General features: G+C 72.7%; 27 protein-coding genes. 18 read left to right on the forward strand and 9 right to left on the reverse strand.

Annotated elements, in window-relative coordinates; all coding sequences use genetic code 11:
• Positions 1 to 235: 235 nt before the first annotated feature.
• Positions 236 to 727 (reverse strand): DUF3145 domain-containing protein, encoded by a 492-nt coding sequence (locus IT780_RS23405; protein WP_199513790.1) that lies wholly within the window; start codon positions 725 to 727, stop codon positions 236 to 238.
• A 243-nt stretch (positions 728 to 970) separates the two neighbouring features.
• On the opposite strand from IT780_RS23405, the gene IT780_RS23410 reads away from it, so the two are divergent.
• On the forward strand, positions 971 to 1,300 hold the full coding sequence (locus IT780_RS23410) for a hypothetical protein (protein ID WP_199513791.1): 330 nt from the start codon (positions 971 to 973) through the stop codon (positions 1,298 to 1,300).
• A gap of 398 nt (positions 1,301 to 1,698) precedes the next feature.
• Here the strand turns inward: IT780_RS23410 and IT780_RS23415 are convergent, their stop codons facing one another.
• Entirely contained in the window at positions 1,699 to 2,250 is a 552-nt protein-coding gene (locus tag IT780_RS23415) for a carbonic anhydrase (protein ID WP_199514044.1), read from the reverse strand.
• A 335-nt stretch (positions 2,251 to 2,585) separates the two neighbouring features.
• On the opposite strand from IT780_RS23415, the gene IT780_RS23420 reads away from it, so the two are divergent.
• Positions 2,586 to 3,539 carry an alpha/beta fold hydrolase gene (locus tag IT780_RS23420; RefSeq protein WP_199513792.1) on the forward strand — a complete coding sequence of 318 codons (954 nt, stop codon included), beginning with the start codon at positions 2,586 to 2,588 and terminating at the stop codon, positions 3,537 to 3,539.
• Between the two features lie 144 nt (positions 3,540 to 3,683).
• Positions 3,684 to 5,813 (forward strand): HelD family protein, encoded by a 2,130-nt coding sequence (locus tag IT780_RS23425; RefSeq protein WP_199513793.1) that lies wholly within the window; start codon positions 3,684 to 3,686, stop codon positions 5,811 to 5,813.
• A 9-nt stretch (positions 5,814 to 5,822) separates the two neighbouring features.
• Here the strand turns inward: IT780_RS23425 and IT780_RS23430 are convergent, their stop codons facing one another.
• Complete coding sequence (locus tag IT780_RS23430; RefSeq protein WP_199513794.1) at positions 5,823 to 6,749, reverse strand: SMP-30/gluconolactonase/LRE family protein; 927 nt, start codon at positions 6,747 to 6,749, stop codon at positions 5,823 to 5,825.
• 134 nt (positions 6,750 to 6,883) lie between these two features.
• Here IT780_RS23430 and IT780_RS23435 point away from each other — a divergent pair, with 134 nt between their 5' ends.
• From IT780_RS23435 to surE, 5 genes are all read left to right on the forward strand, one after another.
• A complete protein-coding gene (locus IT780_RS23435; protein ID WP_199513795.1) occupies positions 6,884 to 7,801 on the forward strand; it encodes a cation diffusion facilitator family transporter in 918 nt (305 codons plus the stop codon).
• 63 nt (positions 7,802 to 7,864) lie between these two features.
• Positions 7,865 to 8,176, forward strand: a complete 312-nt coding sequence (locus IT780_RS23440; protein WP_199513796.1) for a hypothetical protein — start codon at positions 7,865 to 7,867, stop codon at positions 8,174 to 8,176.
• Positions 8,177 to 8,223: 47 nt separating this feature from the next.
• Positions 8,224 to 9,240 (forward strand): methyltransferase, encoded by a 1,017-nt coding sequence (locus IT780_RS23445; RefSeq protein ID WP_199513797.1) that lies wholly within the window; start codon positions 8,224 to 8,226, stop codon positions 9,238 to 9,240.
• A 49-nt stretch (positions 9,241 to 9,289) separates the two neighbouring features.
• Positions 9,290 to 10,228, forward strand: a complete 939-nt coding sequence (locus IT780_RS23450; RefSeq protein WP_233413396.1) for a 1-phosphofructokinase family hexose kinase — start codon at positions 9,290 to 9,292, stop codon at positions 10,226 to 10,228.
• Positions 10,229 to 10,568: 340 nt separating this feature from the next.
• Entirely contained in the window at positions 10,569 to 11,414 is an 846-nt protein-coding gene (gene surE / locus IT780_RS23455; protein ID WP_199513798.1) for a 5'/3'-nucleotidase SurE, read from the forward strand.
• A 32-nt stretch (positions 11,415 to 11,446) separates the two neighbouring features.
• On the opposite strand, the gene IT780_RS23460 is transcribed toward surE, so the two are convergent.
• Both IT780_RS23460 and IT780_RS23465 read right to left on the reverse strand, forming a co-directional pair.
• A complete protein-coding gene (locus IT780_RS23460) occupies positions 11,447 to 11,605 on the reverse strand; it encodes a hypothetical protein (RefSeq protein ID WP_199513799.1) in 159 nt (52 codons plus the stop codon).
• Between the two features lie 100 nt (positions 11,606 to 11,705).
• The gene (locus IT780_RS23465; protein WP_199513800.1) at positions 11,706 to 12,281 is read right to left on the reverse strand and encodes a DUF5994 family protein; all 576 of its coding nucleotides are present in this window, start codon (positions 12,279 to 12,281) and stop codon (positions 11,706 to 11,708) included.
• Between the two features lie 180 nt (positions 12,282 to 12,461).
• Between IT780_RS23465 and IT780_RS23470 the strand changes: the two genes are divergently transcribed.
• On the forward strand, positions 12,462 to 13,115 hold the full coding sequence (locus IT780_RS23470) for a lysophospholipid acyltransferase family protein (protein ID WP_199513801.1): 654 nt from the start codon (positions 12,462 to 12,464) through the stop codon (positions 13,113 to 13,115).
• Positions 13,116 to 13,146: 31 nt separating this feature from the next.
• Here the strand turns inward: IT780_RS23470 and IT780_RS23475 are convergent, their stop codons facing one another.
• The 3 genes from IT780_RS23475 to IT780_RS23485 form a co-directional block, all read right to left on the reverse strand.
• Complete coding sequence (locus tag IT780_RS23475) at positions 13,147 to 14,217, reverse strand: fatty acid desaturase family protein (RefSeq protein WP_199513802.1); 1,071 nt, start codon at positions 14,215 to 14,217, stop codon at positions 13,147 to 13,149.
• Between the two features lie 194 nt (positions 14,218 to 14,411).
• Positions 14,412 to 15,380, reverse strand: a complete 969-nt coding sequence (locus IT780_RS23480; RefSeq protein ID WP_199513803.1) for a serine/threonine-protein kinase — start codon at positions 15,378 to 15,380, stop codon at positions 14,412 to 14,414.
• Positions 15,381 to 15,516: 136 nt separating this feature from the next.
• Positions 15,517 to 15,885 (reverse strand): STAS domain-containing protein, encoded by a 369-nt coding sequence (locus IT780_RS23485; protein ID WP_199513804.1) that lies wholly within the window; start codon positions 15,883 to 15,885, stop codon positions 15,517 to 15,519.
• Between the two features lie 426 nt (positions 15,886 to 16,311).
• Between IT780_RS23485 and IT780_RS23490 the strand changes: the two genes are divergently transcribed.
• The 5 genes from IT780_RS23490 to IT780_RS23510 all read left to right on the forward strand — a co-directional run bounded on the left by IT780_RS23490 (position 16,312) and on the right by IT780_RS23510 (position 21,207).
• On the forward strand, positions 16,312 to 16,776 hold the full coding sequence (locus IT780_RS23490; protein WP_199513805.1) for a hypothetical protein: 465 nt from the start codon (positions 16,312 to 16,314) through the stop codon (positions 16,774 to 16,776).
• 69 nt (positions 16,777 to 16,845) lie between these two features.
• Positions 16,846 to 17,421, forward strand: a complete 576-nt coding sequence (locus tag IT780_RS23495) for a YdeI/OmpD-associated family protein (RefSeq protein WP_199513806.1) — start codon at positions 16,846 to 16,848, stop codon at positions 17,419 to 17,421.
• Positions 17,422 to 17,671: 250 nt separating this feature from the next.
• Positions 17,672 to 19,225, forward strand: a complete 1,554-nt coding sequence (locus IT780_RS23500) for a serine/threonine-protein kinase (protein WP_199513807.1) — start codon at positions 17,672 to 17,674, stop codon at positions 19,223 to 19,225.
• An 86-nt stretch (positions 19,226 to 19,311) separates the two neighbouring features.
• A complete protein-coding gene (locus tag IT780_RS23505; protein ID WP_199513808.1) occupies positions 19,312 to 20,172 on the forward strand; it encodes a MerR family transcriptional regulator in 861 nt (286 codons plus the stop codon).
• A gap of 111 nt (positions 20,173 to 20,283) precedes the next feature.
• Positions 20,284 to 21,207 (forward strand): hypothetical protein, encoded by a 924-nt coding sequence (locus tag IT780_RS23510; RefSeq protein WP_199513809.1) that lies wholly within the window; start codon positions 20,284 to 20,286, stop codon positions 21,205 to 21,207.
• A 49-nt stretch (positions 21,208 to 21,256) separates the two neighbouring features.
• On the opposite strand, the gene IT780_RS23515 is transcribed toward IT780_RS23510, so the two are convergent.
• Positions 21,257 to 23,038, reverse strand: coding sequence for a bifunctional metallophosphatase/5'-nucleotidase (locus tag IT780_RS23515; protein WP_199513810.1), 1,782 nt, complete (start codon positions 23,036 to 23,038; stop codon positions 21,257 to 21,259).
• A 118-nt stretch (positions 23,039 to 23,156) separates the two neighbouring features.
• On the opposite strand from IT780_RS23515, the gene IT780_RS23520 reads away from it, so the two are divergent.
• The 4 genes from IT780_RS23520 to IT780_RS23535 are packed head-to-tail and all read left to right on the forward strand — an operon-like array spanning position 23,157 to position 26,858.
• Positions 23,157 to 23,981: a hypothetical protein gene (locus IT780_RS23520; RefSeq protein ID WP_199513811.1), complete on the forward strand. Its 825-nt coding sequence runs from the start codon at positions 23,157 to 23,159 to the stop codon at positions 23,979 to 23,981.
• Positions 23,978 to 24,559, forward strand: a complete 582-nt coding sequence (locus IT780_RS23525; RefSeq protein WP_199513812.1) for a DUF4129 domain-containing protein — start codon at positions 23,978 to 23,980, stop codon at positions 24,557 to 24,559. The genes IT780_RS23520 and IT780_RS23525 overlap by 4 nt, the downstream gene beginning before the upstream one ends.
• On the forward strand, positions 24,556 to 25,887 hold the full coding sequence (locus IT780_RS23530; RefSeq protein WP_199513813.1) for a DUF4350 domain-containing protein: 1,332 nt from the start codon (positions 24,556 to 24,558) through the stop codon (positions 25,885 to 25,887). Before IT780_RS23525 ends, IT780_RS23530 begins: the two co-directional genes overlap by 4 nt.
• Positions 25,884 to 26,858, forward strand: a complete 975-nt coding sequence (locus IT780_RS23535) for an AAA family ATPase (protein WP_199513814.1) — start codon at positions 25,884 to 25,886, stop codon at positions 26,856 to 26,858. The genes IT780_RS23530 and IT780_RS23535 overlap by 4 nt, the downstream gene beginning before the upstream one ends.
• The last annotated feature ends 6 nt before the right edge of the window (positions 26,859 to 26,864 follow it).

Here is a 26,864-nt window from a genome sequence, read left to right on the forward strand (position 1 = left end):
CGGGGTGAGCCAGCCCGGGTGAGCCGCGCGGGGGTGAGCCCCGCGGGGTGAGCCAGCCCGGGTGGGCCGGGTGACTCGGGCCGCACCAGGCCAGCCACGCCGGGGCAGCCGCGCCGGCCATGCCGGGCGGGGCGGCCCACGCCGGGCGTAGCAGGCACGCCGGGCGTTGCGGGCCACGCTGCCGACAGGCCGGCCGGCGCGAGAGGCCGGCCGGACCGGGTGCATCGGTGGCGGGTCAGCCGACGCGGGTGAGGAGGGTGACCGGGGCGCCGTCGCCGGCGTAGCGGTACGGCTCCAGTTCCGCGTCCCAGGCCGTGCCCAGTGCCTTCTCCAGGGCGTGCGAGAGCGCCTCCGGGGCGCGGGCGGCCGCCATGATCGAGCGGAGGCGGTCCTCGCCGAGCTGGATGTCGCCGGAGGCGCCCATCGTTCCTCGGAACAGGCCGCGGCCGGGGACGTGCATGAAGCGTTCCCCGTCCACGCCGGGGCTCGGCTCCTCCGTGACCTCGAAACGGATCATGGGCCACTGCCTGAGGGCAGCAGCCAGCTCGGCGCCGGTGCCCGGCCTTCCGGTCCAGCTGCACTCCGACCGCCGCATGCCGGGATCGACCGGCTGCGCAGTCCAATGCAGGGTGACCGGCGCGGTCAGGACGCGCGCGATCGCCCACTCGACGTGCTGGCACACGGCGAGTGGGGTCGAGTGGACGTATACGACGCCACACGTTGGCACGGTGACCTCCCGGAGACCGAGGTGCGTCTTCCCCTACGACCTCGACCGCGGTTGATCGTGCTCCATGATGCCGGGTGGTACGGATGGTGCGCCAGAGAAACCGCAATATCGACATGTGAATGGCCGTAGTGGCACACCTGACCTAACGGACCAGCCCACTCCCGCGGTGCGGCCCTGCTGGCCTCGTGTAGGATTGCTCCGGCGTTTTATGCCGACACCCGTTCTTTTCCAAGGAGTACCGCCGTGGCGAGCAACACCTCGAAGACCGCCCGCGCATCCGTCCGCGCCGGCCAGGCAGGCCAGGGTGGCGCCCTCAGCGTGCTCGGTGAGTTCAAGTACCTCATCCCGCTCGCGAACGGCCGTTTCGCGTACGTGCGCAACCTGACCAACGGCAAGACCAACCACCTGAAGACCGACTCGGACGCTTTCGTCGAGGAGATCCGCAGCCTCGCCGCCGCGGGTCACGGCGCCAAGATCCGCGCCGAGATCCAGGGCCTCGACCAGACGTTCCCGCAGCACGGCTGGGGCACCACCGAGAAGCGTCTCGTCGACGCGGGCGTCTTCGAAGGCTGAGCCTCCGCAGCGCACCAGGGCGCTCCCAGGGTTTCGTACCCGGGAGCGCCTTTTCGCATCCACCGAAGATCACGACAAGTTGATCAGCCAGGGCCGGGCCGAGCGAAAAGCCGGGCCGAGGCGGACGGAAAGCCAGGCCAAGGTCGACAGGCAGGCCGGGGACCGACCGCAAGGCCAGGCACGGACCCCAGAGCCCGGCCACAGCCGAAGGCTGGGCCGGGCAGGGCAGGCAAGCGCTGAAGGCAGGGCCGGGCACGCTGCAAATTGGGCCGGGCTAAAGCCGGGCTGGGCTGGGCTCGCTGACGGCTGGGCGGCCCGGGGTTGAAAGCCCGGCCACACGAGCGCCGAAAGCCACACCGAAGCCGGCCGACAGCCAGGAGCGAACCGGGGCCGGCGGCTCAGGTCAGGAGCTCGACCGCACCGGTGTCGAGGTCGTACACCGCACCCGCGATGCTCACCTTCCCCGCTGCCACCGCCTCCGGCACGCCGGCGATGTCGCGCATGCGGCGTACGGTCCGGGTGACGTGGGCGCGCATCGCCTTGGCCGCCACCTCCGGGTCGTCGAGGCCCACGCTGTGGACCGCCGGGGCGATCTCGTCGACCAGGTAGCCCAGGTCGCCGCCCGGGTTGTCGCCCGCGCGCAGCGCCTGCACGGTCGCGTCGACCGCGCCGCAGCGTGCGTGGCCCAGGATCATGATCAGGGGAACGTTGAGGGCGGAGACCGCGAAGCCGACCGAGCCCAGCACCGCGCGATCCACGACGTGGGCGCCGGAGCGGACCACGCAGATGGAGCCGAAGGTCTGGTCGAAGATCGCCTCGAGCGGCACCCGGGAGTCGATGCAGCCCACGACGACCGCGTGGGGCAGCTGACCGCCGGAGGCGGCGGCCGCAGCGGAGACGTCGTGGCCGTGGATCGGCTCGCCGGTGACGAAGCGGCGGTTGCCCGCCATCAGCTCGGCGAGGGCGTCGGCGGGCCGCGTGATCCGCTCCTGGACGACGGCGGTCCCGGCCGGTGCCGGGGAGACCGGTACGGCGTCGGGTACGGAAGGCGCGGAGGCCGTGGGCAGCGAGGCAGGTGTCGGACCCGTCATGGCTCCGATTCTCTACGAACCGGGGCCGCAGCACAGGCGGTGCGAGCGACATCACGTCCCGAAGGCCGTACGCGTGCTCGGAGCAGCCTCAAGGCGCGGTGGAAGATCCGACCGGACGGTGGCTTTTCCGGCGATCGAGAGTGATGCTGATTACCCGTGGGTACAACGGGGCCGTGCGATACACGGAGGTGCCCATGTCGGAACGCTCGGAGCTCACTCTCGCCGACGGCGTACGACTGCAGGTCGAGACGTCCGGTCCGGTGGACGCGCCGGTCACGGTCGTGCTGCTGCACGGATGGTGCCTGGACCGCCGTACGTGGCACCACCAGATGAGCGCTTTCGCGGGCGAGGACGTACGGGTGGTCGCGTACGACGCGCGGGGGCACGGGCTTTCCGGTGCCACCCGGCTGCGCTCGGCGACGGTGGGACAGCTCGGGGCCGATCTGGCGGAGGTGCTGGACGCGTACGCCCCTTCGGGCCCCGTCGTTCTGGCGGGGCATTCGCTGGGCGGTATGACGATCATGGAGTACGCCGACTTGCACCGGGAGCACTTCGCGCAGCGGGTCGCCGGCCTGGTGTTCGTCTCCACGACGGCGGAGGGCGCGACCCACACCCATTACGGCCTGCCCACCACGTTGACGCCGATCCTGCGGCTCGCGGAGCAGACCGGCGCCGGCGTCCTGGCCCGGCTGGGCGCGCGGCGGCCGCACCGCACGGTCCTGCCGGCGCTGCGGCCGGGGGTGCGGTGGCTGCTCTTCGGCGACGAGTACGACGATCACGACCTGCAGGTGGTCATGTCCGGGGTGGGCCGGGCCTCGCTGCGCTCGATCGGCGGCTTCCGGAACTCGGTGGGCAGCCAGCACCGCCTCGACACGCTCGCGACCCTGGGTGACGTACCCGCCGCGGTGCTGGTCGGCGACCGGGACCGGCTGACCCCGCCGCCGTGCGCGGAGTCCATCGCGGAGGCCCTGCCCGGCACGGAGCTGACGGTGTGCGCGGGCGCCGGGCACATGCTGATGATGGAGCGCCCGGAGCTGGTCACCACGGCGCTGAGCGAGGTCGTCGCGAAGGCGGCGGACAGCACCGCCGCGCAGCGCCGCCGCCGGCTGAGCCGCGCCCGCCGCGACGGCTACGACCAGGCGGCCTGACCGGGAGGCAAAGGGTCGCAAATCAGTCGTCAGGCGTGCCGCCGTCGACTCGACCACCCCGATAGGAGTAAGTTCGATTGCCCCCTTCGCACGGTACGCGGCGGCGGCAGCCAGCTGATCCACAAGCGGGGAGCACTGACCGACTTGAGCGACGCCCATGTCCTGCAGCAGGAGATCGCTGCCGAGCAGAAGCACGTCGACCGGGTGTACGCCCGCCTGGCCGAGCTTCGCCGGGAGGCGTCCCGCGCCGAGAAGGAGGGCTACAAGCTCGCCGGCGTGGGCACGTTCGGCGCCCTCGTGGAGCGCGACGCGATGGTGTTCCACGCGGCGCGGCGGCGGCACGCGCTCGACACCGAGTACGAGGGGCTGGTCTTCGGCCGCCTCGACCTGAAGACCGGCGCGGTGCACTACGTGGGCCGCATGGGCATCCGCGACGAGGACTCGCAGTCGCTGGTGGTGGACTGGCGGGCCCCGGCCGCTGCCGCGTTCTACCGGGCGACGCCCGCCGAGCCGCTCGGGGTGGTCCGGCGCCGGATGATCCAGTCGGCGCGTGAGCACGTCACGAACATCGAGGACGACCTGCTGGACCCGGAGGCGGCGCCGCCGGACATGCGCGTGGTCGGTGACGGCGCCCTGCTGGCCAGCCTCTCCAAGGCGACCGGGCGCGGCATGCGCGACATCGTCGCCACGATCCAGCGCGAGCAGGACGAGGCGATCCGCTCCCCCGCGTCCGGCGTGACGATCGTGACCGGCGGGCCGGGTACGGGCAAGACCGCCGTCGCGCTGCACCGGGCCGCGTACCTGCTGTATTCGGACCGGGGCCGCTTCGCCGGCGGCGGCATCCTGGTGGTCGGGCCGTCCGGGGTGTTCGTGGACTACATCGCGACCGTGCTGCCGTCGCTGGGCGAGGACACCGCGACGCTGCGGTCGCTGGGCTCGCTGGTCCCCGGGTACGACGCCACCCGGGTCGACCCCACCGAGGTGGCGGCCATCAAGGGCTCGCTGCGGATGCGCCGGGTGCTCGAGCGCGCCTCGCACGACGCGGTGCCGGGCGGGCCGACCGAGCTGCGCCTGCTGTACCGGGGCACGCTGCTGCGCCTGGACGCCGCCGAGCTGGATCGCGTACGGCGGAAGGCGCTGCCGCGCGGCGCGCGCCGCAACGAGGTCCGGGGCACCGGTTTCGACCGGATCTTCGACGCGCTGTGGGCGCAGGCGCGCGGTGCGGTCCGCAACCTGCCGGAGAAGCCGGAGTTCGAGTCGGAGCTGGCCGACCGCGCCGACTTCCGGGACTTCCTGCGCGCCTGGTGGCCGCGGTTCACGCCGATGCGGGTGCTGCGGTGGCTGGCGGAGCCGGCCCGGCTGCGGGCGTACGCGAACGGGCTGTTGTCGAAGGACGAGATCGCGCTGCTGCAGGGCTCGTTCGACGGCCTGGCGGAGCACGGCCCGACGATCGCGGACGTGGCGCTGCTCGACGAGCTCGACGAGCTGATGGGCCGGCCGCGCAGGGCGCAGCAGAAGACGAAGAACCCGTTCCACGTCCGCGACGGCGTGCAGGAGGTCAGCACGTACGCGGACCGCCAGGCCGCCGCCCGCGCGCAGGCTGTGCAGCGCGAGGAGGACTACCGCGACTACGCCCACGTGGTGGTGGACGAGGCGCAGGACGTGTCACCCATGCAGTGGCGCATGATCGGCCGGCGGGGCGCGTACGCGTCGTGGACGATCGTCGGTGACCCGGCGCAGACGGCCTGGTCGGGCGATGTCGGCGAGCTGGACCGGGCGCGCGAGAAGGCGCTGGGCTCGCGTAAGCGCAACACGTACGCGCTGACCACCAACTACCGGAACTCCTCGGAGATCTTCGCGGTGGCGGCCCGGGTGATCCGCACGATCATGCCGGACCTGCCGCTGCCCCGGGCGGTGCGCAGCACGGGCGTGGAGCCGGTCGACCTGGTCGTGCCGGCCGGGGAGCTGCCCGAGGCGGCGCGGCAGGCGGCGGAGAAGCACCTCGCCGACGTGGACGGCACGATCGGTGTGATCACGCCGGTGCCGCGGCGCGACGAGATGGCCGCGTGGGTGGCCGGGCTGCCGGAGCGGGTCCAGGTCGTGACCGCGCTGGAGGCCAAGGGCATGGAGTACGACGCGGTGGTGCTGGTCGAGCCGGCGGAGATCGCCACGGATGCCAGCGGCGTGCGGACGCTGTACGTCGCGCTGTCCCGCGCGACGCAGCGGCTCACCACCGCCGGCACCCGGCCCTGGCAGAGCCTTCAGGCCGTTTGAGGGCGTTCGTCAGGGTCGCGGCACGCCGACGGCGGTGTACGGGGTCGTCGGCGTGGGCGTGGTGGTGAAGCGCGCGTTCGGCAGGTAGAGGCGCTTGCCGTACTCGGCGATCGTGGTGGGGACGTCGAAACCGGGGCTGGTGGTGCGGCTGACCACGGTGCCCTTCGTGGCGTGCCGGTTCAGCTGGATCTTCGCGATGACGTTGAGCCGGTTCTGCACGACGTACAGGGTGGTGCCCCGCAGCCACAGGCCGTCGCCGTTGGGCACCGACTCGCCGCCGAGGTCGATCTCCCTGGTCACGCCGCTGTACGACGTACGGAAAAGCTTGCCCGTGCCGGACTGCACGACGATCAGGCCGCGCCCGTCCGGGGTGCCCGTGATGCCGTTGGCGTTGATGCCGTCGGCGTAGACGATGTCGCCGGTCAGCGACACCGGCACCGCCTCGGCGGGCAAGCTGCCGTGGCGGCCGAGTGGCAGCCTGAACAGCACCGGGTTGGTCGAGTCGGTGAACCAGGCCGCCCCGGCGGTGAGCGTGACGTCGTTGATGAACGACGGCACGGTCTGCAGCCGGTACGACCGCAGCACCCTGCCGGACGCGGCGTCGAGCACGCGGGCGTCGCCCCCGCTGCCACCGGCGACGAACAACCGGCCGCGGTGGTCGAGCTTCATGCCGAGCGACGGCGTGCCGGGACCCTGGCTGATCACCTGACCGTGGCCGGTGCGCAGGCTCACGCGGTAGATGTCGCCGTCGGCGCGGGAGCCGAAGTAGGCGTACGGCAGCCCGCCGACGGCGATGCCCTCCGGCTGGAAACCGTCCGGGAGCTGGATCACCGTCGGCCATGAGCCGCTGGGGGTGGGAGTGGCGGCGGCGGACGGCGCGGCGCCGGTGACCGCGAGCGCGGTCAGGGCAACAATCGCGATGGTGCGTCTGGACATGGGGTGGTTCCCTCCAGGCGAGGCGGTTTGTCGTGGAGTGGATACCCCGGGATCGACAATCGAGTTCAACTTGCATACATAGCGATACGAACATACGTTTGCCGAGGCACGGGGCGAGGACGGAAGGTGGGGGCATGGGAGCCGGGCACGACCACGGCGGGCAGGCGCTGCGCGCGGGCGAGCGCCACCGCTCGCGGCTGTGGTGGGCGGCCGGGCTGCTGGCCGCGTTCATGCTGGTCGAGGCGGCCGCCGCGCTGCTGAGCGGATCGCTCGCGCTACTCTCCGACGCCGGGCACATGTTCACCGACGTCCTCGGCATCGCCATGGCCCTCGCGGCCATCCACGCCGCCGGCCGTGCCGGAACCGACTCCCAGCGCACCTTCGGCCTCTACCGGCTCGAGGTGCTGGCCGCGCTGGGCAACGCGCTGCTGCTCACCGGCGTCGCCGTCTACGTGCTGGTCGAGGCCGTCCGGCGGTTCTCCGACCCGCCGGAGGTGCCGGCCGGGTCGATGCTCGTCGTGGCCGTCGGCGGCCTGGTGGTCAACCTGATCGCGTTCGCGCTGCTGCGCTCCGGCGCCAAGGAGAGCCTCAACGTGCGCGGGGCGTACCTCGAGGTCGTCGGCGACCTGCTGGGCTCGGCGGGCGTCATTCTCGCGGCGATCGTCATCGCGACCACCGGCTGGGCGTACGCGGACCCGATCGTGGCCGTGGTCGTCGCGCTGATGATCCTGCCCCGGACGTTCGCGCTCGCCCGCTCCGCCGTGCGCATCCTGGTCCAGGCCGCCCCGGCGCACCTCGACATGACCCGGGTGCGCGACCGGCTCGCCGCCGTGCCGGGCGTCTGCGACGTGCACGACCTGCACGTCTGGACGCTCACCTCCGGCATGGACGTGGCGTCGGCGCACCTGAGCCTCGTCCCGGACGCCGACCTCGGAGCGGTCCTTGCGTCCGCCCGCGAGGCGCTGCACGATGACTTCCACATCGACCACGCGACGCTGCAGGCGGAGCCGGTCAGCGCGGGCCACCGATCCTGTACGCCCGCGGGCTGGTGAACCGGGTCCCGAAACCTCCTCACATCCCTACACTTGGTCACTGACCAAGAGCGGAGGGACATCATGACTCAGTCGGTCATCCATCAACCCCGAGTGGCCTGGGACGGCGCCCGCGCGTTCGTCCGGGCCGCCGGCGGGCCGGGCTACGACGCCTTCGCCGGACGCATCCTCAGCCGGCTCGGCACCGAGCTCTACGGCGAACTGTCCAACACCCGCCAGCGCCTGCTCGCGGCGTCGGTGGAGAGCAGCGACAACGACCGCTTCGCCGTGGACATCGAGGCCAGCCGGTGGCGCGTACGCCTCGAGGACCTGCTGCGCAACCGCCCGGACCTCATTCCCGTGGTCCAGCAGCTCACCGAGGCGGCGCCCCGGTAGCGCCGGACCCTCGCCAGGACGGGGTGCCATTTGGGATCATCTGCACCATGGTGACCCCCACGCCCCTCATGGACCTGGTGACCGGTTTCTGGAGCTTCAAGACGTTCGCCGCCGCGGTGGAGCTCGACCTGTTCAGCAAGCTCGCCGGCGGGCGCACGCTGACCGTGGCCGACGCCGAACGCGAACTCGGCCTCCCCGAACGGCCCGCCGACCTGCTGTTCACCGCGTGCGCCTCGCTGGGCCTGCTCGAACGGGCCGGCGAGGGCTACCGCAACTCACCGCTCGCCGAGGAGTTCCTCGTCCGCGGACGGCCGTACTACTTCGGCGGCCAGGTGAGCTACTGCGACCAGCGCACCTACCTGCCGTGGCACCGCGTCGGCGAGGCGCTGCGCGCGGACAAGCCGCTGACCTGGGATCCGGCGAGCCAGGAGTCCATGTTCACCACGGCGGACCCGGAGCTGCTCGGGACGTTCTGGGAGGCGATGCACTCCACGTCGATCTTCACCGCCCGGGCGCTGGGCGAGGCCGTGGACCTGGGCGCGTGCCGGCGGCTCCTGGACGTGGGCGGCGGCTCGGGGGCGTACCCGATCGAGCTCTGCGGCCGTTTCCCCGCGCTGACCGCGACCGTGCTGGACCTGCCCCACGTCTGCGAGCTGGCCGCGGGAAAGATCGCCGCGGCCGGGCTGACCGACCGGATCACCACGGCGCCCGGCGACTTCCTGCGCGACACCGCCCTGCCGGGCGGGCACGACGTGCTGCTGCTGAGCATGATCCTGCACGACTGGGACGCGGCGACGAACCGGAAGCTGCTGGTCAAGGCGTACGCGGCTCTGCCCGCCGGCGGCCTCGTGATCATCTCCGAGTTGCTGCTCGACGCCGACCGCACGGGACCCGCGCCGGCCGCGCTGATGGGGATGAACATGCTCGTCGAGACCGAGGGCGGGCGGAACTATTCGGACGCCGAGTACGCGGAGTGGCTGGCCGGCGCGGGCTTCGCGGACATCCGTACGGTCCGCTTCGACGCTCCCGGCGCCAACGGCGTCGTCCTCGGCCGCAAGCCGTAAATCTCCCGATCAGTCCCGCACCTCAGGCCAAAGGCGTAAAACTGTCCCCATGGGTAACAAAGGGGTCATGGTCTTCGTGCCTGCGCCCCAGCTCACCGTGACCATCGAGCAGCAGCACGACAAGGCCGAGCTGCACGTGCACCCGGGCGGCCAGGGCGTCTGGCAGGCCCGGATGATCACCCTGCTGGGCGCGCAGGTGACGCTCTGCGCGGCGGCCGGCGGTGAGGTCGGACGCGTGCTGGAGCCGCTGCTCAAGTTCCACGGCGTCACGCTCAAGACCATAAAGCGCGACACGGGCACGGGCTGGTACGTGCACGACCGGCGCAGCGGCAAGCGCGAGGAGCTCGCCGAGGACCCGGGCCAGCCGCTGTCCCGCCACGAGATGGACGAGCTGTACAGCCTGGCCCTCGCCGAGGGGCTGCGCGCCGGCATCGCCGTGCTCAGCGGCCCGGCCCACCCGTCCGTGGTGCCGCCCTCGGTCTACCGGCGCCTCGCCACCGACCTCGGGGCGAACGGCTGCAAGGTCATCGTCGACCTTTCAGCCGCCCACCTGGCCGCCGCGCTCGAGGCCCGCCCGCACGTGGTCAAGGTGAGCCACGAGGAACTCCTCCGCGACGGCATGGTGCGTGACGGCTCCACGAAGTCGCTCACCAAGGCCCTCTACAAGCTGCACGACGACGGCGCGGAGACGGCGCTGGTCTCCCGCGCCGGCGACGGGGCGCTCGCCCTCATCGACAACAAGGTGTACGAGGTCGACATGCCCCGCATGGTCGCCGCCGAGTCGCGCGGCGCCGGCGACTCGATGACCGCGGGGGTCGCGGCGGTGCTGGCCCAGGGCGGAACCCTGTGTGACGCTGTGCGTACCGGGGCCGCCGCCGGCGCCCTCAACGTCACCCGCCACGGCCTCGGCACGGGCCGCATCGACGCGGTCCAGGTCCTGACCGAGCGGGTCCGTCTGACCCCCGCCAACGCGAAGGTCCCAGCGTGAACAAGTGCACCGAACCGCGCCCGCTTGAGCGGCGCGCGGCCGTGACCGTGAGGGCCACGAGGGCATGCCAGGAAGGCACAGCATGACCGACTGCACCGAACCGCACCCGCGCAAGCGGCGCGCGGCCGTGACCGTGAGGGCCACGAGGGCATGCCAGGAAGGCACAGCATGACCGACTGCACCGAACCGCACCCGCGCAAGCGGCGCGCGGCCGTGACCGTGAGGGCCACGAGGGCATGCCAGGAAGGCACAGCATGACCGACTGCACCGAACCGCACCCGCGCAAGCGGCGCGCGGCCGTGACCGTGAGGGCCACGAGGGCATGCCAGGAAGGCACAGCATGAATCGGCCCAGGATTCTGATCACCAATGACGACGGGATCGACGCGCCGGGGATCAGATGGCTGGCGCGGGCGACCGCGCGGCAGGGCTTCGACGTCGTCGTGGCCGCGCCGCTGACCGAGGCCAGCGGCACCAGCGCGGCCATGACCGCGGTGGAGAAGAACGGCCGGATCCACGTGCAGCCGCGCGAGCTGCCGGGGGCCAGGACCATCCCCGCGTACGCCGTCGCCGCCTCCCCCGCGTTCATCGTGATCCTCGCCCTGCGGGAGGCTTTCGGGCGTACGCCGACGCTCGTGCTCTCCGGGATCAACCGCGGCGCCAACGCCGGGGCCGCGGTGATCCACTCGGGTACGGTCGGCGCCACGCTGACCGCCTCCCACGCCGGCCTGCACGGCTTGGCGGTGTCGCTGGACGTCCTGTCCCCCGCGAACGGCACGGCCGGCAGCGGCGGCCAGGCGATCGCCGACCTGGACAAGACGGACGACGAGCAGCGCCACTGGACCAGCGCGGCGGACCTGGCGGTGAAGCTTCTGCCCACGCTGACCCACACACCGCCCGGCACGGTCCTCAACCTCAACGTGCCCGACATGCACGTCGACGGGATCCGAGGGCTGCGGCGGGCCCGGCTCGCCCGGTTCGGCCAGGTGCAGATGAGCATCGCGGAGGCGGGCGAGGGTTTCGTCCGTACGGCGGTGCAGGCGGCCGACGAGCCGCTGGAGCCGGGTACGGACCTGGCGGCCCTGGCGGAGGGCTACGCGTCGGTCACGCCGATCCGGGCGCCGGGCGAGGCCACCGACGTGAAGATCAACCTGGAGAACATCGTCGTGCAGACGCCGGCCATCTGAGGCGTGCCGCCGTCACACGATCGTCGCGAGGCCTAACGACGCAGAGCCCTGCGCCGGACCACGCCGACCGCTGCGGTGCCCAGGAACAGGATGATTCCGATGATGGCCAGCCACAGCAGGCCTTTGATCGCGAAGCCGACCACGGCGAGGATGAGCCAGACCACGAGTAGAACGATGACCAGGACGAGCATGATCGTCCCCCTCCTGACGCGAGGCCCTCGTCGAGGGTCTGATCTCCGTCAGCATGCGCCGGGCCGGCGGCCGGCGGACAGAGGCGAAAGACCCGGCCCTTCACCGCCGCGCCATCGCGCGTGATGTCGGGGAAGGCGTGGCGGGCCGGGATGTGGCTACCTCGGCGAGGTGACCGCCCTCGTTGTCCCAGGCCGAGGTCGGCTCGGCGGCACCGGGCGGCGTGCGGGCCGGAGCAGCCGCCGCGGCGGCGAGCAGGGCGGCTGCCCGCATCGTGTTGGCCGGGTCGGCCGCCATTGCCATCGCGCTGCGGGCCAGCGCCTCCGGCGTCCGGGGCGGCACGACGAGCAGGTCGATCTGGTCGCCCCGGTCGGTGGTGGCGATCGCCAGGGCAGGGTCGAGCGAGCCGAACCAGCCGATCTGGACTCTCCGCGTACCCACCGCCAGCCGGCGGACGTCGCCGATCCAGGTGCCCCTGTGCAGCATGACCTGCCGGACCGGCCCGTAGCGGTCGGACAGGGCGAGGAGAAGGCCGGGCAGTTCGGCGACCGGATCCCAGGAACGCGGCCACCACGCCCCGTCCAGAACCGCCTGCCCGGCCCGGACCGGAGGAAGGGCCAGCCGGGGCGTCGAGGGTGGCGAGGTGGGAACAGTCGTCGTACGTCGAGGAGTGGTCATGGCCGACCTGCCAAACGTGAGCGTGCCCCTGTCCCTGCAGCGTGCGCCGGTGCCGGTGGCCCTCGGCAGAGTCTTTCCACCCGAGTTGCCGGGCCGGCCGGTGCGGCTCGGGGGCCCCGGCGTACGCCCGCGGGCCGGAAGCCTCTGGTCGTCGCGGGTGTGGGCGGCGACGGTGGGGTCATGCAGGAGTGCCGGGCAGCCGACGCCTCGCCAAGGGCCGGTCCGCGGATCCCGCCGGTCTACCGGGTGGTCATCGCCGCGGTATGGCCCGTCGTGCGGTGGTGGGGGCGCCTGGAGGTGGTCGGAGCGGAGCACGTGCCGGCGTACGGCGCGACGCTCGTGCTGGCCAACCACGACAGCCGCTGGGACCCCATGGTGATCGCTGCCGCCGTCCGCCGGCGCCGGCAGATCCATGCGCTGGCCAAGGCGTCGTTGTGGAAGAACCCGCTGATCGCCTGGGTGCTGGACGCAATGGGACAGATACCGGTGGAGCGCGGCCGTGCGGACTCGGCCGCGATCAAGGCCGCAGCGCGGTATCTGGCCGCCGGCGGCTGTGTCGGCATCTTCCCCGAAGGCGCCGTCTCGCAGGGCCGGCAGCTGCGTGCCCGCAGCGGTGCCGGCCGGTTGGCCCGGTCCGCGCCGCAGGCACGCATTGTCTGCGCCGCGGTCACCGGTACTGCTGACATCGCCCAGTTCCCGCGGCGCCCGCGGTTGCGGGTGACGTTCTTCGAGCCCACGCCGCCGGCAGCGGCCGAATCCGCGCGGGAGTTGTCCTCCCGGCTCACCACCGAGATTCGCCGGCTGGCGCCGGTGGCCGGGTCGCCGCGGCGCTGACCGGGCAGGTCCGGCCCGCCGCGGCTCGGCCTCAGGTCGGCGGGGTGCTCCGGCCCGCGCGCCCAACCGCGTCGAGGTGACGCAACGCTTGGGCGTAGGACGCGAACAGTCCCGTCTCGCAGTACGGCAGGCCGTGCTCCGCGCAGAACTCGCGGACGATCGGCTGGGCGCGGCGGAGATTCGGCCGGGGCATGCTCGGGAACAGGTGGTGCTCGATCTGGTAGTTCAGCCCGCCGAGCAGGTAGTCGACCAGCCATCCGCCCCGTACGTTGCGGGAGGTCAGCACCTGCCGGCGCAGGAAGTCGCTGTGGTCGTCGGCGGACAGGATCGCCATGCCTTTGTGGTTGGGCGCGAAGGAGCAGCCCAGGTACAGCCCGAACAGCCCCTGCTGCACCAGGATGAAAGCGACGGCCTTGACCGGCGGCAGCACGAGGAAGACCACCGCGAGGTAGCCGGCGAAGTGGGCGGCGAGCAGGGCCGTCTCCCAGCGCCGGCAGCGGGCGATCCGGCCGGTGAACACCGCGCGGACGCTGGCGAGATGCAGGTTCAGGGCCTCGAGCAACAGCAGCGGGAAGAAGAAGTACGCCTGGTAGCGGTACAGCGCCCGCGCCACGGGTCCCCAGCTGTCCGCGTCGGTGGCGGTGAAGGCCAGTGCACCGCTTTCGATGTCGGGGTCCTTGCCTTCCTGGTTGGGGTGGGCGTGGTGGCGGTTGTGTTTGTCGACCCACCAGCCGTAGCTGAGCCCGATCGCCAGATCGGCGTGCAGCAGGCCGAGGACGTCGTTGGCGCGACGCCCGGCGGTGATCTGCTGATGTCCGGCTTCATGGCCGATGAAGCCCAGCTGAGTGAAGACGAACGCCAGGAACACGGCGACCGCCATCTGCCACCAGGAGTCCCCGAGCAGCACGAAGACCATCCATCCGGCGGCCAGCAGCACCGCCGTGGCGACGATGCGCCCGACGTAGTGGCCGGCGCGGCGCTCGAGCAGGCCGGCCTGCCGGACCTCCCTCAGCAGATGGCCGTAGAGGCTGCCGCCCGGCCCGGACGCTTGGCGATCAGCCAGGAGCCGCGTGGTGGAGATCGAGTGTTCGGACAGAGCCATGACCCCTCCTCGACGGTCACGTCGACAGGCGATCCGGTCGCCGGGGTCTGGGGCGACAACACATCGGCTGCAGAGATCCTGTCGGATTCACTGGTGCCGACACCCTGACGATGCTCGCCGTCGCCAGGGGTCCGGCAGGGTCGGGAGACCTGACTTCCCGCCGTACTGCCGGGGGCCGGCAATGTCTCCGGGGCTCAGTTCACGGACGGTTCGAGCGGCCGGGCCCCGTCCAGCAGACGCCACAGGTTCAGCGCGACGTCGACGCTGGCCGGGCGGTCCTCGGGCCGCTTGGCCATGCAGGCCCGGACGAGGTCCCGCAGCGGCGGCGGCAGTCCCGGGATGGCCAGGACGGGGGTCGGCGCGAGGTGCGCGGCGCGCCCCGCGGCGACGATCGTGGCGGCCACCGCCGGCGGGTACGGCGACCGGCCCGTCAGCATCTCGTACAGCAGCACGCCGAGGGTGTAGACGTCGTCGGCGGGCCGGGCGAAGGCCGTCTTCGGGTGCGAGGGCGGAGCGCCGCGGTCCCGGCCCGACACACCGCGGTCCCGGCCCGGCCCTGCGCTGTCCCGTTCCGGCGCGACCGTGCGGTCTCGGCCCGGCGCGACCGTGCGGAAATATGGTAGGTCGGCGGCCCTCGATGCCGGCTCGGTGGCCCCATCACCGGGGCGGGTGGCCGTGGCCAGGCCGAAGTCGATGATCTTCACGCCGTCCGTCGCGATCATGACGTTGCGGGCGGACAGGTCCCGGTGCACGACGCCCCGGCGGTGGGCGACGGCGAGGACGTCGGCGGCGGTCGCGGCGATGCGGACCGCCTCCGGCCAGTCCAGGCGGCCATCGGCCAGGCGCTCGGTCAGCGGTACGCCGTCGAGCAGCTCCAGCGCCACGTACGGGACGACCGTGCCGTCCGGGAGGGGCGCGTCGCCGTACTCGAAGACGCGGGGGACGCTGGGGTGCCGCAGCCGGTCCGTGATGAGGGCCTCGCGGCGTACGTCGTCCCGCGCGCCGGGGTCGCCGGCGAGCGTGGGAGCAAGGATCTTGACGGCGAGCTGGCGGCCGCGAACCGAGTCGACAGCCCGGTAGACGGTGGAGACCCCGCCCTGACCGATCGCGCCGATCAGGACGTAGCGCCGCAGGATGGCCGTACCCATCGGAAGTCGCGCCACGGTCAGGCACTATTCCGTAACGGCCAGCCCGGGGACAAGTCGCCTCAGACGGGCTTAACCCGACGATCACTCGCGGTCAGGCGGCGGATACGGGCGCGGGACCGCGTACCCGTCGAATGTCGGTTTTGCGGTGCCCTCAGGCTCCCGGGACGAGCGTGCGGTGAGCCGGGTCACCGCAGTCCGTGCACGGCTCCGGCGCGCCGAAGAGGCCGAGCAGGCCGGTCACCCACAGCTGACGGTGCGCGAACCGGCTCGGACGGGTGACCACGAGCTTGACGCCGCTGACGCTGGCGAGCTGGAAGGCGGCCACCAGGGCGGAGATCCCCACGGAGTCGATGAAGGTGACGCCGTGCATGTCGAGCTCGATGCGCTGCGGCGCGGCGGCGGAGAGTTGCTCCGCGACGGCGTCCTTGATCTCGTACGCGTTCTCGACGTCGATCTCGCCCATCGGGGCGACCTCCACCACACCGGTGGACCTCGTCGACGTCGTTATCGACAGCGTCACGCCTAACCTCCACCCGCCCGGGTGCGCCCGGGCGTCTCTCCTCGGAACGAGGGGCCGCTGAACTGCCGTGCGGGCCCTCGCCGGGGGCGGCGGTGACTACCCCCGTCGGGTCCGGTGAAACTGCACCGGACAGTAGTGCTCGAACCTGGCAGGTGGCTGTGTGCCACGTAAGAACCGGAGCAAGCCTACCTAGGGATGTCCACCGTTTAACCTGACGTGATGCTGTCCACATCCGACACTCGGCCGGGAATCGAGTCCGAATAGCGAGTTTTGTACGGTCCTGCGACGCGGCCTCGCGCGCAGGTTGCCCCGGGTTCACCGCACCGGCCGGAGCTGTTCGGGTCACGTTTGCGATTCCGGCCCCTTGGGCACCTGGCGGATCAGTGACCGAGCGCCGTACCCGGCGATCGCAGGAGGTAGGAGACGATGTTCTCTCGCAGGAACAGGGCCGAGCGCACCGCCGCAGAGGCCTGGGACTACCTGTCGTCGGCCATGGCATCGGCCGGCGAGAGCGCGAAGGACGCCGGCAAGGCGACCGCGGGCGTCGCCGGTGCCAAGGTGGCCGAGCTGGCCGGCAAGGCGACCCAGCAGAGCCAGAAGCTCGCGGGCAAGGCGTCCCGCCGCGGCAACAAGCTGGCCGGCAAGGCGGGCACCCGGGTCAACGCCGTGACCGACGAGGCCTGGGCCCGCGCCAACCTGGCGGCCAACGCCCTCGCCGGCCGCAAGCCGGGCCTGCCGTGGGGGGTCATCGTCGGCGCGAGCCTCATCGGTGTCGCGCTGGGCTGGGCCGCGGCCTCCACCGCCCGGGCCGCTGCCGAGCGCCGGGCCGAGAACGAGGAACTGCAGCTGGCGGAGACGGCGATCGTCAGCACGCCGACGTACGACAGCTGAGATCTCGCCCGGGCGGAGCCCTTTGCCGCCCGGGCGATTCTGTCGCACCCTGGCCCTAGGGTCCTCGGTATGGAAGCCGTGTTCTTCGCATCCGAGGCTGACCTGCGGACCTGGTTCGAGAAGCACCACGCCGACGCGCCCGAGCTGTTCGTCGGCTACTACAAGAAGCACACGGGCCGGCCCGGCGTGAAGCACACCGAGGCCATCACCCAGGCGCTCTGCTTCGGGTGGATCGACAGCATCGCCCGGCGCATCGATGAGGACCGCTACCAGGTCCGCTTCACGCCACGCCGCCCGGGCAGCGTCTGGAGTGCCACCAACGTCGCCAAGATCGCCGAGCTGACCGCGGCGGGACTGATGCATCCGGCCGGGCTGGACGTCTTCGAGAAGCGGAAAACCGACAAGGTCGCCACCTACTCGTACGAGCAGCCGGCGGACGCCGTCCTCGACGAGGGGCAGCTCACCCGGTTCCGGAAGGAGGAGAAGGCATGGCAGTGGTTCAGCGAGCAGCCGGCCTCCTACCGGCGCGCCGCGGCGCACTGGGTGGTGAGCGCGAAGCGGGCCGACACGCGGGAGCGCCGGTTCACCCAACTGATCGCGGACTCCGCGGAGGGCCGGACGGTCCCGCCGCTCACCCGCCGGTGATCGTCCCGGCCGGCGCGGCGGAGCGGTCACCCACCGGATCGCCCCGGAGACTCAGGGCGCCCGAGACCGTGTCCGGCGTACGATTCCGAGGGGTTTCGCCTGGTTGCCGGGGGCCCTCCGGCGTGCTCGATCCGCAACCCACCGACCTCGCCCAGGGCCGCGGGGAATCTGTATCGTTGTGCGCGGCTCGCCCCATGGCCGGGCCCCCCATGATCCGGTCGTGGCGACACCCGAGTAGATAGGTCCGCTGGTGCTCAGTTCGGGAAGTCTCCTGGACAACCGCTACCGGTTGGACGAGCGCATCGCCACCGGTGGCATGGGTGACGTGTGGCGGGGCACCGATGTGGTGCTCGGCCGGACGATCGCCGTCAAGGTGCTGCGGACGGCCATGCTCGCCGACCCGGAGTTCGCGGCCAGGTTCTACGGCGAGGCGCGGATGATGGCCGCGTTCCGGCACCCCGGCGTCGTCGAGGTGTACGACTACAGCGCCGGGAACGCCGAGGACGAGGACCAGTGCGCGTACCTGGTCATGGCCTTCGTCGACGGCGAGCCGCTGTCCGCCCGTCTGAAGGAGCAGGGGCGCCTCAGCGTCGGCGAGACCATGTCGATCGTCGCGCAGGCCGCGGACGCGCTGCACGCCGCGCACGAGAACGGCACCGTCCACCGCGACGTCAAGCCCGGCAACCTCATCGTCAAGCCGAACGGCGCGGTGATCCTCGTCGACTTCGGCGTGGCGCGGTCCGCCCAGGTCACCAGCGTCACGGGGCTGAACGCCATCGTCGGCACCGCGCTGTACATGGCACCCGAGCAGGTGGCGAAGGGCAACGTCTCCCCCGCCACGGACATCTATGCGCTGGGCGCCGTGGCGTACCACTGCATCGCCGGGGTTCCGCCCTTCGACGGGGACAACGCCCTGCAGGTGGCGCTGCGCCACCTCGAGGACGATCCCGAGCCGCTGCCCGACAGCCTGGCGCCGCCGGAGGTCCGCGAGCTGATCAGCCAGGCCATGGCGAAGAACCCGGCGGACCGGTTCGCCAGCGCCGCCGAGTTCGCCGAGGCCGCGCTCGCTGCGGCCGGCTCGCTGGACTGGCGTGCGCAGACCGGCACGTCCATGACCCGCACCGGCCTGGTACGCCCCTCGACGACCGGCACGACGCTGGGCGGCGCGGCCCTCGGCGGCGCGGCGGCTCTCGGCGCGGCCGGCGCGACCGGGGCCCGGATGCGCGCGCAGTCGCTCACCGGCACCGCCCTCACCCGGCCGATGAGCCCGGGCGCGCCCGGCCGCACGATGCCGGTGCAGCGCAACCTGCTCGAGGCGGCCCCGCCGCTCGCCCCGGCCCGGCCCAAGCAGTCCAGGGGCCAGCTCGCCGTGCTGTTCACGGTGATCGCGCTGTTCCTGCTCGCCGGCGGCCTCGGCGTGGCGATCTGGCTGTCCAGCGGGAACGGCAGCGACGACAACCCCGGTTCGACGACGGGCGTCGTGCCGACCGACTCGCAGGACACCGACCAGCCCGACCAACCGGTCGTCCCCACGGAGACCACCCCGGACCGGGTGCCGCAGCGACCCAACGGGGCCACGCCGCAGCAGACCCTGACGACGAAGCCGACCCGCACCCCGACACCCTCGGCGCCGACATCGACCCCGGCCACCCCGACGACGAAACCGACGACCACGCGGCCGGCCACGCCGACCACCGTGCCGACGACGACGCCGGAGACGCCGCCGACCACGCAGCCGACCGAGGGCGGGGACGGCGGCGGCGACAGCGGGGGCGGCGACAGCGGCGGCACCGGCACCACCTGACACCGACGCGGCCCGAATGCGACGCGGCTAGCTTGTCTTCAGCGGCTTGACCCTCACACCGTGTCAGGCCGGATCGTGGGGTGACCATGTTCAGTATCGGAGACTTCGCCGCCCTGGGCCGGGTGTCGGTGCGCATGTTGCGGCACTACGACGCCATCGGCCTGCTTCGGCCTGCCCGGGTCGACGCGGCCAGTGGGTACCGGTTCTATGCCGTGGACCAGTTGCCCGTGCTCAACCGGGTGCTCGCCCTCAAGGATCTCGGCTTCTCGTTGCAGCAGGTGCAGACCATGCTCGACGAGAAGGTCGACGTGGGCGAGCTCCGGGGGATGCTGCGGCTGCGGCGGGCCCAGCTGGCCGAGGAGATGGCCGCCAACAGCGCGCGCCTCGCCCTGGTCGACGCTCGTCTCCGCATGATCGAGACCGAGGGACACATGGACACCGGAGACGTCATCCTCAAGAGCATCCCGCCGCTGCGCGTGGCGGAGCTGTCGGCGCCCGCCCCGAGCTATGACGGGCCCGACATCACCGTCGCGCTCAGCCCGCTGTATCCGCAGCTGATGGAACGCCTGGAATCCCAGGGCATCGCGATGGACGGGTCGCCGATCGCGTACTACCTGCCCGACCCGCACGGGGCGACGGACGAGGCGATCACCGTGCACGCGGCGTTCCCGATCCGCGGGGACGTGCCGGCCGATCCGGGCTTCGACGTGGTCGAGCTGCCGGCCGTCGAGCACGCCGCGACGCTGGTGCACCACGGGCCGATGTCGGAGGCGTTCCGGACCGGCCAGCTGCTGGCGAACTGGATCGACGCGGGCGGCTACCGCACGGTCGGGAAGGGGTACGCCCGGGAGGTCTACCTCGACTGCCCGGACGACCAGCGGCTGTGGATCACCGAGATGCAGGTCGAGGTGACCCCCGGGGACGACCCGGCACGAAACGACGGCTGACGGGGGCCGCGGACCTGGGCGTAGAACTCTTCTCAGGTCCGCGGGGCCGCGGCCGATGGAGGGGGCCTGGCACGGCGCTGCACCCGAGCCGCTACCGGAAAGGCCCCCCGAATGACCACGCAGATCCCGTACGGCCCCGTGGGCGCGGAGTACCCGCAGTTCGCCGCGGGACATGCGCAGTACCCGCCGGCCGAGCACCTCGAACCGTACCGCCCGGCGGTCACGCAGCACGGGGTCGTGGCGCAGGGCGGGCCGGTCGACCAGGCACCGTCCGGCTACCCGGAGCAGGCGGGCTACGACGCGCTGTCCGCCTACTCGACGGAGGTGGCGGGCTACCCTGGGACCACGGGGCACGCGGCGGAACCGGTCGGCTATCCGGCTCCGAGTTACCCAGCGCCGACGGGCTACGCGGCACCGGCCGGGTACGGCACTCAGGCGCCCACCTATCCCCCGCCGGCCGCGTACCCGACCGCGCCCCCGTGGGCGCCGCAGAGCCCCGCGCCCGAGATGCCCGAGGCGGTCGTACCCGTGGTCGTGCCGCAGGTCGGTGGGCTGCTGGTGCCGTACCCGGAGGAAATGCGGAATGCGCCCCGCGCGCAGGCGCCGGCGCTCTGGCCGGTGGCCGTCTTCACGTTCCTGTTCGGGGTTCTCGGGGCGATCTCCGCGGCGCGGCGGGCCGATCAGGCCCGGCGGGGACGCAACGGCGCGGCGCCCTACTGGGTGACGTTCGCCGTGATGCTCGCGGTCAGCTCGTTCTTCTGGATCGTGACCGTCTTCGCGGTGGGCGTGCCGGCCTACCTGGAGGTGCGGGAGGGAGCCGTCGTCAAGGTGCTCGAGGAGAACGTCGTCAGCGACGGGCAGCTGGCTAAGGCGAACGTCAGCGCGACGGACGCCGACTGCCGGGCCGCGGGTGACCGGCGGACCGACGGTACGCGGGACTACCTGTGCCAGTTGACGCTCAGCGACGGGCGTACCGGTCAGGTGATGGTGACGGCCGACGAGCACGGCGCCTGGAAGCCGCTGACCGGCCGGTAGAAGACCCGGGAGGGACGCATCGGGGGATGCGCCCCTCCCGAGCACGTTGCTAGAAGACGGGTACGCCCTCGCGCACGAGCCGCCAGTTCGGCACGAAGAAGTCGGCCGGGTTGATCTCGCCCTTGGCCTGCGCCCAGTCGATCAGCAGCTGCCGGATCTCCTGCTGCGCGTTGTACACCTGCGGCTTGACGATGCCGGGGAAGTTGCCGCCGCCGCTGCGCCGGTAGTTGTTCACCGCGACCACGAACTGGGCGTCCGCGGCCACCGGCGCGCCGGCGATCTCGAGGCGGGTGATGCGGGAGCCGACCGGCCTGCTGATGTCGATGTCGTAGTCGACGCCGGAGAGCACGTCGTAGTTGTAGTCCGGCACGGCCGGGTCGCTGATCGTCGCCGGGTCGGGCTGGGCGCCCACCGGCAGCGTCACGAAGTACTTCGCCGAGTACTCGAGGTAGGCCCTGACCTCCGCGCCCGTGAGGACCACGGCCTCCAGCGTGTTGTCGTAGATGTAGAGCCCCGCGACGTCCTTGATCTTCACGTCGCCCTGCGGGAACACCGCGGTACGGCTGAACGGCGCGGCGATCGACAGCACGGGCAGGGACGCGTACGCGGAACCGGCCAGCGCCGCGGTGACCGTGTCGGTCTGCACCTTGTTGATGTAGTCCAGGATCGCGGTGTCCTTGTACCGGGACTCGGCCGCGGACAGCTCCTCCGTGGACGTGGCGACGACCTGGTTGACGTACGCCACCGTCTTGTTGTGCTGGGAGCGCACCACGGCGAGCACCTTCGGGTCCTCGGTGACCGTGTTGGTGTTCAGCAACGCGGACTTCTTCTCGGTGATGGTCCACCGGCCCCGGTCGCGGACCAGGGTGAAGTCCATCCGGGTGAGGCGCTGGCCCCACTTCGACGGCTCGGAGAGCAGCACCTGGGCGCCCGTCTGCGCGTTGGTGACGAAGCGCTGCGGCACCTCCCGGTGCGCGTGGCCGAACAGGATCGCGTCGATGCCGGGGACCTTCTCGGCGATGAGCGCGCTCGGGTTCTCGTTGGGCAGTTCGGGGCCGTAGCTGCTCGTACCGCTGTCGCCGCCGTGCGCGGAGATCAGCACGAGGTCGGCGCCGCGGGCGCGCATGATCGGCACCCACTTCGCGGCGGTCTCGACCATGTCGGTGAAGGCCAGCTTGCCCTCGACGTTGGCCCGGTCCCAGATCGCCACGCCCGGGTTGGTGAGGCCCAGGATCCCGACGCGCAGCGTCGGCGCGCCGCGACCCAGCGAGACCTTCTTGATCACGTACGGCGTGAAGGCGGGCCGCAAGGTCTTCGCGTCCACGGCGTTGGCGGCCAGCGCCGGGAAGCCCAGCTGGCGGATCCACAGGTGGAGCAGCGGCAGCCCGTAGTTGAACTCGTGGTTGCCCAGCGTCACCGCGTCGTAGTGCAGCACGTTCATGGCCCGGGCCATCGGGTGCCGCTCGCCGGTCTCGGTGATCGGCTCCTGCTTGGCGTAGTACGTGGCCAGCGGCGTGCCCTGGATCGTGTCGCCGGCGTCCAGCACCAGCGTGGCCCGGCCCCGGCGCTCGGCGCGGATCTGGTTGACCAGCGCGGCCAGCTTCGCCACGCCGACGTCGTTGTGCGCGCTGTCGTCGTACTCGAGGTCTTTGTAGTAGTCCCAGTTGTAGACGTTGCCGTGCGTGTCGGAGGTACCGAGCACGGTGAGGTCGTAGGTCGTGGCGCCGTGCCCGCCGTGCGCCTCGGCCGACCCGGAGAGGACGGCCGGAGCGGCGGCGCCGGCGGCGGCAGCTGCCAGGATGCTGCGCCGCGAGACCGAAGGATTCGCCATGGGAGAACCTTTCAAAAAGGAGGGCACCTCGTGGGGGCCCATCGGGGCACGATAACCGCCGATGCGTCCGGGCAGGCCGTGACCCCTGAAGATGCCCGGATCGCCTAGGATCGCCGCCATGCCTGCGCAGCCGGACCTGCCGCTGCGTCCCATGACGCTCGGTGAGCTGCTGGACGCCGCCATGACGCTGTTGCGCGCGCGGGCGCTGCCGCTGCTGGTCACCGCCGGCGTCCTGGCCGTGCTGGAGCAGGCCGCGCTGATGCCGCTGCGGGAGCTGGCCTCGGCCAGCCCGCCGGTGTACGGGCCGGCGAAGGGCAGCTTCGGCCTGTGGTGGCTGGTCGTGGCCACCGGGTTCGCCGCCGAGGCGTTCATCATCTGTGTGCTCGGGGCGCTGGCCGCCGCGGCCGCCGGGCCGGCGCTGCTGGGGCGGCCGCTGCCGAACCGGGCCCTGTGGGGTCGGGCGCGGCCGGTGCTGGTCCTGCCCGCGGCCATCGTGTTCGCCGGGCTGTGCGGGGTGGCCGCGTTCGCCGGGTTCGTCGGGTGGCTGCTCGCGTACGGGATGTTCGGCCTGGTCGGGGCCGTGCTGGTGATCGACCGGACGGGCAGTTTCGGGCGGGCGGCGCGGCTCGCGGTGCGCAACGGGATGCGGGGCGCGTGGACGCGGCTGGCGGCGTACCTGACGTGGTTCGCCGTGCGGATCGTGCTGGGCGCCGGGTGGGTGGCCGTGTTCGCGATCGTCTCCGGGGACCGGCCCGGCTGGCTGACCTGGCTGACCCCGCTGGCGTGGGCGTTCGCCAACACGATCGCGTACGCCGCGCTGGGCTGCGTCGACGCCGTGCTGCTGCTGGAGACGCGGATCCGGACCGAGGGCCTGGACATCGCGATCAGCCGGGCCCGCAGCCGGGGCGAGGACGACGCCGCGCCCCTGGTGTACGCGCCGTGACCCGGGTCTGGGACGAGTTCGCCGCGTCCGTCTTCGACGTGATCTCGCCGTCTCTGCTGCTGTTCCTGCTGCTCGTGGCCGCGGGGATCACCGGCGCGCTGTGGTACTGGTACCCGGCCTGGGTGCCGCGGCGGATGCCGCGCTGGCGGCTGCGCCGGCCGAATTGGCGGCTGCCGCGGTGGCGCCGGCGCAAGAAGGCGCCGAAGCCCGCGCGACCGGCCAAGGTGGCGGCCGACCCGGAGTTCCGGCCCAGCGTCGTGCTGGCCGACGGCACGCTGCTCGCCGACCGGCTGGCCGCGGAGGGACGCTACGCCGAGGCGATCCGGCAGCGGCTGCGCGACGTCGTCGGCGACCTCACCGCCGCCGGCGTGGTCTCGCCGCTGCCCGGCACGACCGCCGCGGAGGTCGCGGCGACGGCGGCCGTGCAACGCCCGTCGGTGGCGGCACCGCTGGGCGGCGCGACCGAACTGTTCTCCGACATCTGGTACGGCGACCGCCCCGCGCACCGAGCCCTCGACGACCACATGCGCGCCCTGACCGGTGAGGTCCGCGCCCGGATGAGGAGCGGTACGCCGTGAGGAACCGCCGCTGGCTGCGTTTCGCCCTGCCGTTCGCGGTGGTGGCCGGGCTGGCCACCACGACCGGGATCGCGCACGCCGTGCAGCAGCCCGATCCCACCGACGCCGCGTTCCTCTCCCCCACCAGCGACGACGGCGAGGGCGCCCGCCTGCTCGCCGACGAGCTCACCCGCAACGGGATCCGCGTCGACGTGCGGACCAGCACCGAGGACGTGCTGGCCGCGGTGGCCGCGAACGGCGCGGCGACCGTCTTCGTGGCCGCCCCCGAGCTGGTCCACCCGGCGTACCTGGATCGGCTGGTCCGGCTGCCGGCCGGGGTGCGGGTCGTGCTGGTCGCACCGCGAAAGGGGCAGCTCGACTCCGCCGGGCTCGACGTGCCGGTCGCCGGTCCGCGGTGGACCGCCGCCGCGCCGCAGCCGGGCTGTTCGGCCTCGTTCTCCTCGGCCGGCGCCGCGGCCGCGCTGCGGTGGCGCTACGACGGGGGCGCGTACGACGCGGTGCAGTGCTTCGAGGACGGCGTCGCCGAGTTCCAGGTGAGCGGCCTCGCCGACGTGACGCTGGTCGGGGCGGTGGACCCGTTCCGCAACGACCGCGCCGACGAGCACGCCAACCACGCGTTCGCGACGGCCCTGCTGAGCCGCAACGACCGGGTGCTCTGGCTGGACCTGCACGCGCGGGAGCGGCCGCCGCGCACGCAACCCACGCAGGACCCGTACGAGCGGGACGACCCGGAGTGGTCCGACGGCGGCGCCGACGGTGACGGCACGGGCAGCGACCAGGACGGCGAGCCGCGGGACCCGTCGACCGGGCAACCGCGGGACGGCGAGGGGCGGCCCAGCGGAGGCGGCACCGCGCTCAGCGACAGCCCCCTGGCCCGCGCGTTCCCGCCCGCGGTGTGGGCCACGCTGGCTCTGCTCGTCGCGGCGGCGATCGCGCTGGCGCTGGCGTCCGCCCGGCGCCTGGGCGCACCGGTCGCCGAGCCGCTTCCGGTGCGGGTCCGGGCCGCGGAGACCGTACGCGGGCTGGGCGGCCTCTATCGGCGGGCCGGCGCGCGCAGCACGTCGCTGGCCACCGTACGGTCGGCGGCGCTGGCCCGCCTGGCCGAGCATTACGACCTGCCCGCGGACACGCCGGCGGACGACCTCGCCGAGCGGGTCGCGGCGGACACCGGCCGGCCCGTGGACGATGTGCGGCACGTCCTCGCCGGCAGCGTCGAGGACAGCGACGGCGAACTGGTCCGCGCGGCGACGGCCGTGCAGACCCTGGTCCGGTACGTGACCGGGCAGCAGAACTGGCGACAGGCACCGGACGAGGGGAATCTGACGTGACGTCTTCGGTATCCGTGGAGGCCATCGCGGCCCGCGACGCCCTGCAGCGGCTGCGGACCGAGGTCGCCAAGGCGGTCATCGGCCAGGACGCGGTGGTCGGCGGCGTGGTGATCGCGCTGCTGTGCGGTGGCCACGTGCTGCTGGAGGGTGTGCCCGGCGTCGCCAAGACGCTGCTGGTCCGGGCCATGGCGACCGCCCTGGACGTCGACACCAAGCGGGTGCAGTTCACCCCGGACCTGATGCCCGGCGACGTGACCGGTTCGCTGATCTACGACGCCCGCTCGGCCGCGTTCAACTTCCGGCCCGGGCCGATCTTCACCAACCTGCTGCTCGCCGACGAGATCAACCGCACCCCGCCGAAGACCCAGGCGGCGCTGCTGGAGGCGATGGAGGAGCGCACGGTCAGCACGGACGGCGAGTCGCGCCGGCTGCCCGAGCCGTTCATCGTGGTCGCCACGCAGAACCCGATCGAGTACGAGGGCACGTACCCGCTGCCGGAGGCGCAGCTCGACCGGTTCCTGCTGAAGCTGGCCGTGCCGTTGCCGGAGCGCGAGGAGGAGCTGGGCGTGCTCCGGGCCCACCACCAGGGCTTCGACCCGCGCGACCTCAAGGCCGCGGGGGTGGGCCCGGTGGCCTCCGCCGCCGACCTCGCCGCCGGGCGCGCGGCGGTGCGCGGCGTGGCCGTCGCCGAGCCGGTGCTCGAGTACATCGTGGACCTGTGCCGGGCCACCCGGATGTCCCCGGCGCTCGAGCTGGGCGCCTCGCCGCGCGGCTCGACGGCGCTGCTGGCGGTCGCGAAGGCCCGCGCGTGGCTCAGCGGCCGGGAGTACGTGCTGCCCGACGACGTGAAGGCCTTCGCGATCCCCGTGCTGCGCCACCGGGTACGGCTGCGCGCCGAGGCGGAACTGGACGGCGTCTCCACGGACTCGGTGCTGCGGACCGTGCTCGGCGCCGTACCCGCGCCCCGCTGAGCCGGC

This window comes from Nucisporomicrobium flavum (assembly GCF_016464385.1).
GTDB lineage: Bacteria > Actinomycetota > Actinomycetes > Mycobacteriales > Micromonosporaceae > Actinoplanes > Actinoplanes flavus_A.

What these genes read in the sequence shown, in the direction of transcription:
- IT780_RS23415 (WP_199514044.1), bottom strand. Translation starts at nt 2,250, where the DNA reads ATGGCGGGCAACCGCCGCTTCGTCACCGGCGAGCCGATCCACGGCCAC.
- IT780_RS23420 (WP_199513792.1), top strand. Translation starts at nt 2,586, where the DNA reads ATGTCGGAACGCTCGGAGCTCACTCTCGCCGACGGCGTACGACTGCAG.
- IT780_RS23430 (WP_199513794.1), bottom strand. Translation starts at nt 6,749, where the DNA reads ATGTCCAGACGCACCATCGCGATTGTTGCCCTGACCGCGCTCGCGGTC.
- IT780_RS23435 (WP_199513795.1), top strand. Translation starts at nt 6,884, where the DNA reads ATGGGAGCCGGGCACGACCACGGCGGGCAGGCGCTGCGCGCGGGCGAG.
- IT780_RS23440 (WP_199513796.1), top strand. Translation starts at nt 7,865, where the DNA reads ATGACTCAGTCGGTCATCCATCAACCCCGAGTGGCCTGGGACGGCGCC.
- IT780_RS23445 (WP_199513797.1), top strand. Translation starts at nt 8,224, where the DNA reads ATGGTGACCCCCACGCCCCTCATGGACCTGGTGACCGGTTTCTGGAGC.
- IT780_RS23450 (WP_233413396.1), top strand. Translation starts at nt 9,290, where the DNA reads ATGGGTAACAAAGGGGTCATGGTCTTCGTGCCTGCGCCCCAGCTCACC.
- surE (WP_199513798.1), top strand. Translation starts at nt 10,569, where the DNA reads ATGAATCGGCCCAGGATTCTGATCACCAATGACGACGGGATCGACGCG.
- IT780_RS23460 (WP_199513799.1), bottom strand. Translation starts at nt 11,605, where the DNA reads ATGCTCGTCCTGGTCATCGTTCTACTCGTGGTCTGGCTCATCCTCGCC.
- IT780_RS23465 (WP_199513800.1), bottom strand. Translation starts at nt 12,281, where the DNA reads ATGACCACTCCTCGACGTACGACGACTGTTCCCACCTCGCCACCCTCG.
- IT780_RS23470 (WP_199513801.1), top strand. Translation starts at nt 12,462, where the DNA reads ATGCAGGAGTGCCGGGCAGCCGACGCCTCGCCAAGGGCCGGTCCGCGG.
- IT780_RS23475 (WP_199513802.1), bottom strand. Translation starts at nt 14,217, where the DNA reads ATGGCTCTGTCCGAACACTCGATCTCCACCACGCGGCTCCTGGCTGAT.
- IT780_RS23490 (WP_199513805.1), top strand. Translation starts at nt 16,312, where the DNA reads ATGTTCTCTCGCAGGAACAGGGCCGAGCGCACCGCCGCAGAGGCCTGG.
- IT780_RS23495 (WP_199513806.1), top strand. Translation starts at nt 16,846, where the DNA reads ATGGAAGCCGTGTTCTTCGCATCCGAGGCTGACCTGCGGACCTGGTTC.
- IT780_RS23505 (WP_199513808.1), top strand. Translation starts at nt 19,312, where the DNA reads ATGTTCAGTATCGGAGACTTCGCCGCCCTGGGCCGGGTGTCGGTGCGC.
- IT780_RS23510 (WP_199513809.1), top strand. Translation starts at nt 20,284, where the DNA reads ATGACCACGCAGATCCCGTACGGCCCCGTGGGCGCGGAGTACCCGCAG.
- IT780_RS23515 (WP_199513810.1), bottom strand. Translation starts at nt 23,038, where the DNA reads ATGGCGAATCCTTCGGTCTCGCGGCGCAGCATCCTGGCAGCTGCCGCC.
- IT780_RS23520 (WP_199513811.1), top strand. Translation starts at nt 23,157, where the DNA reads ATGCCTGCGCAGCCGGACCTGCCGCTGCGTCCCATGACGCTCGGTGAG.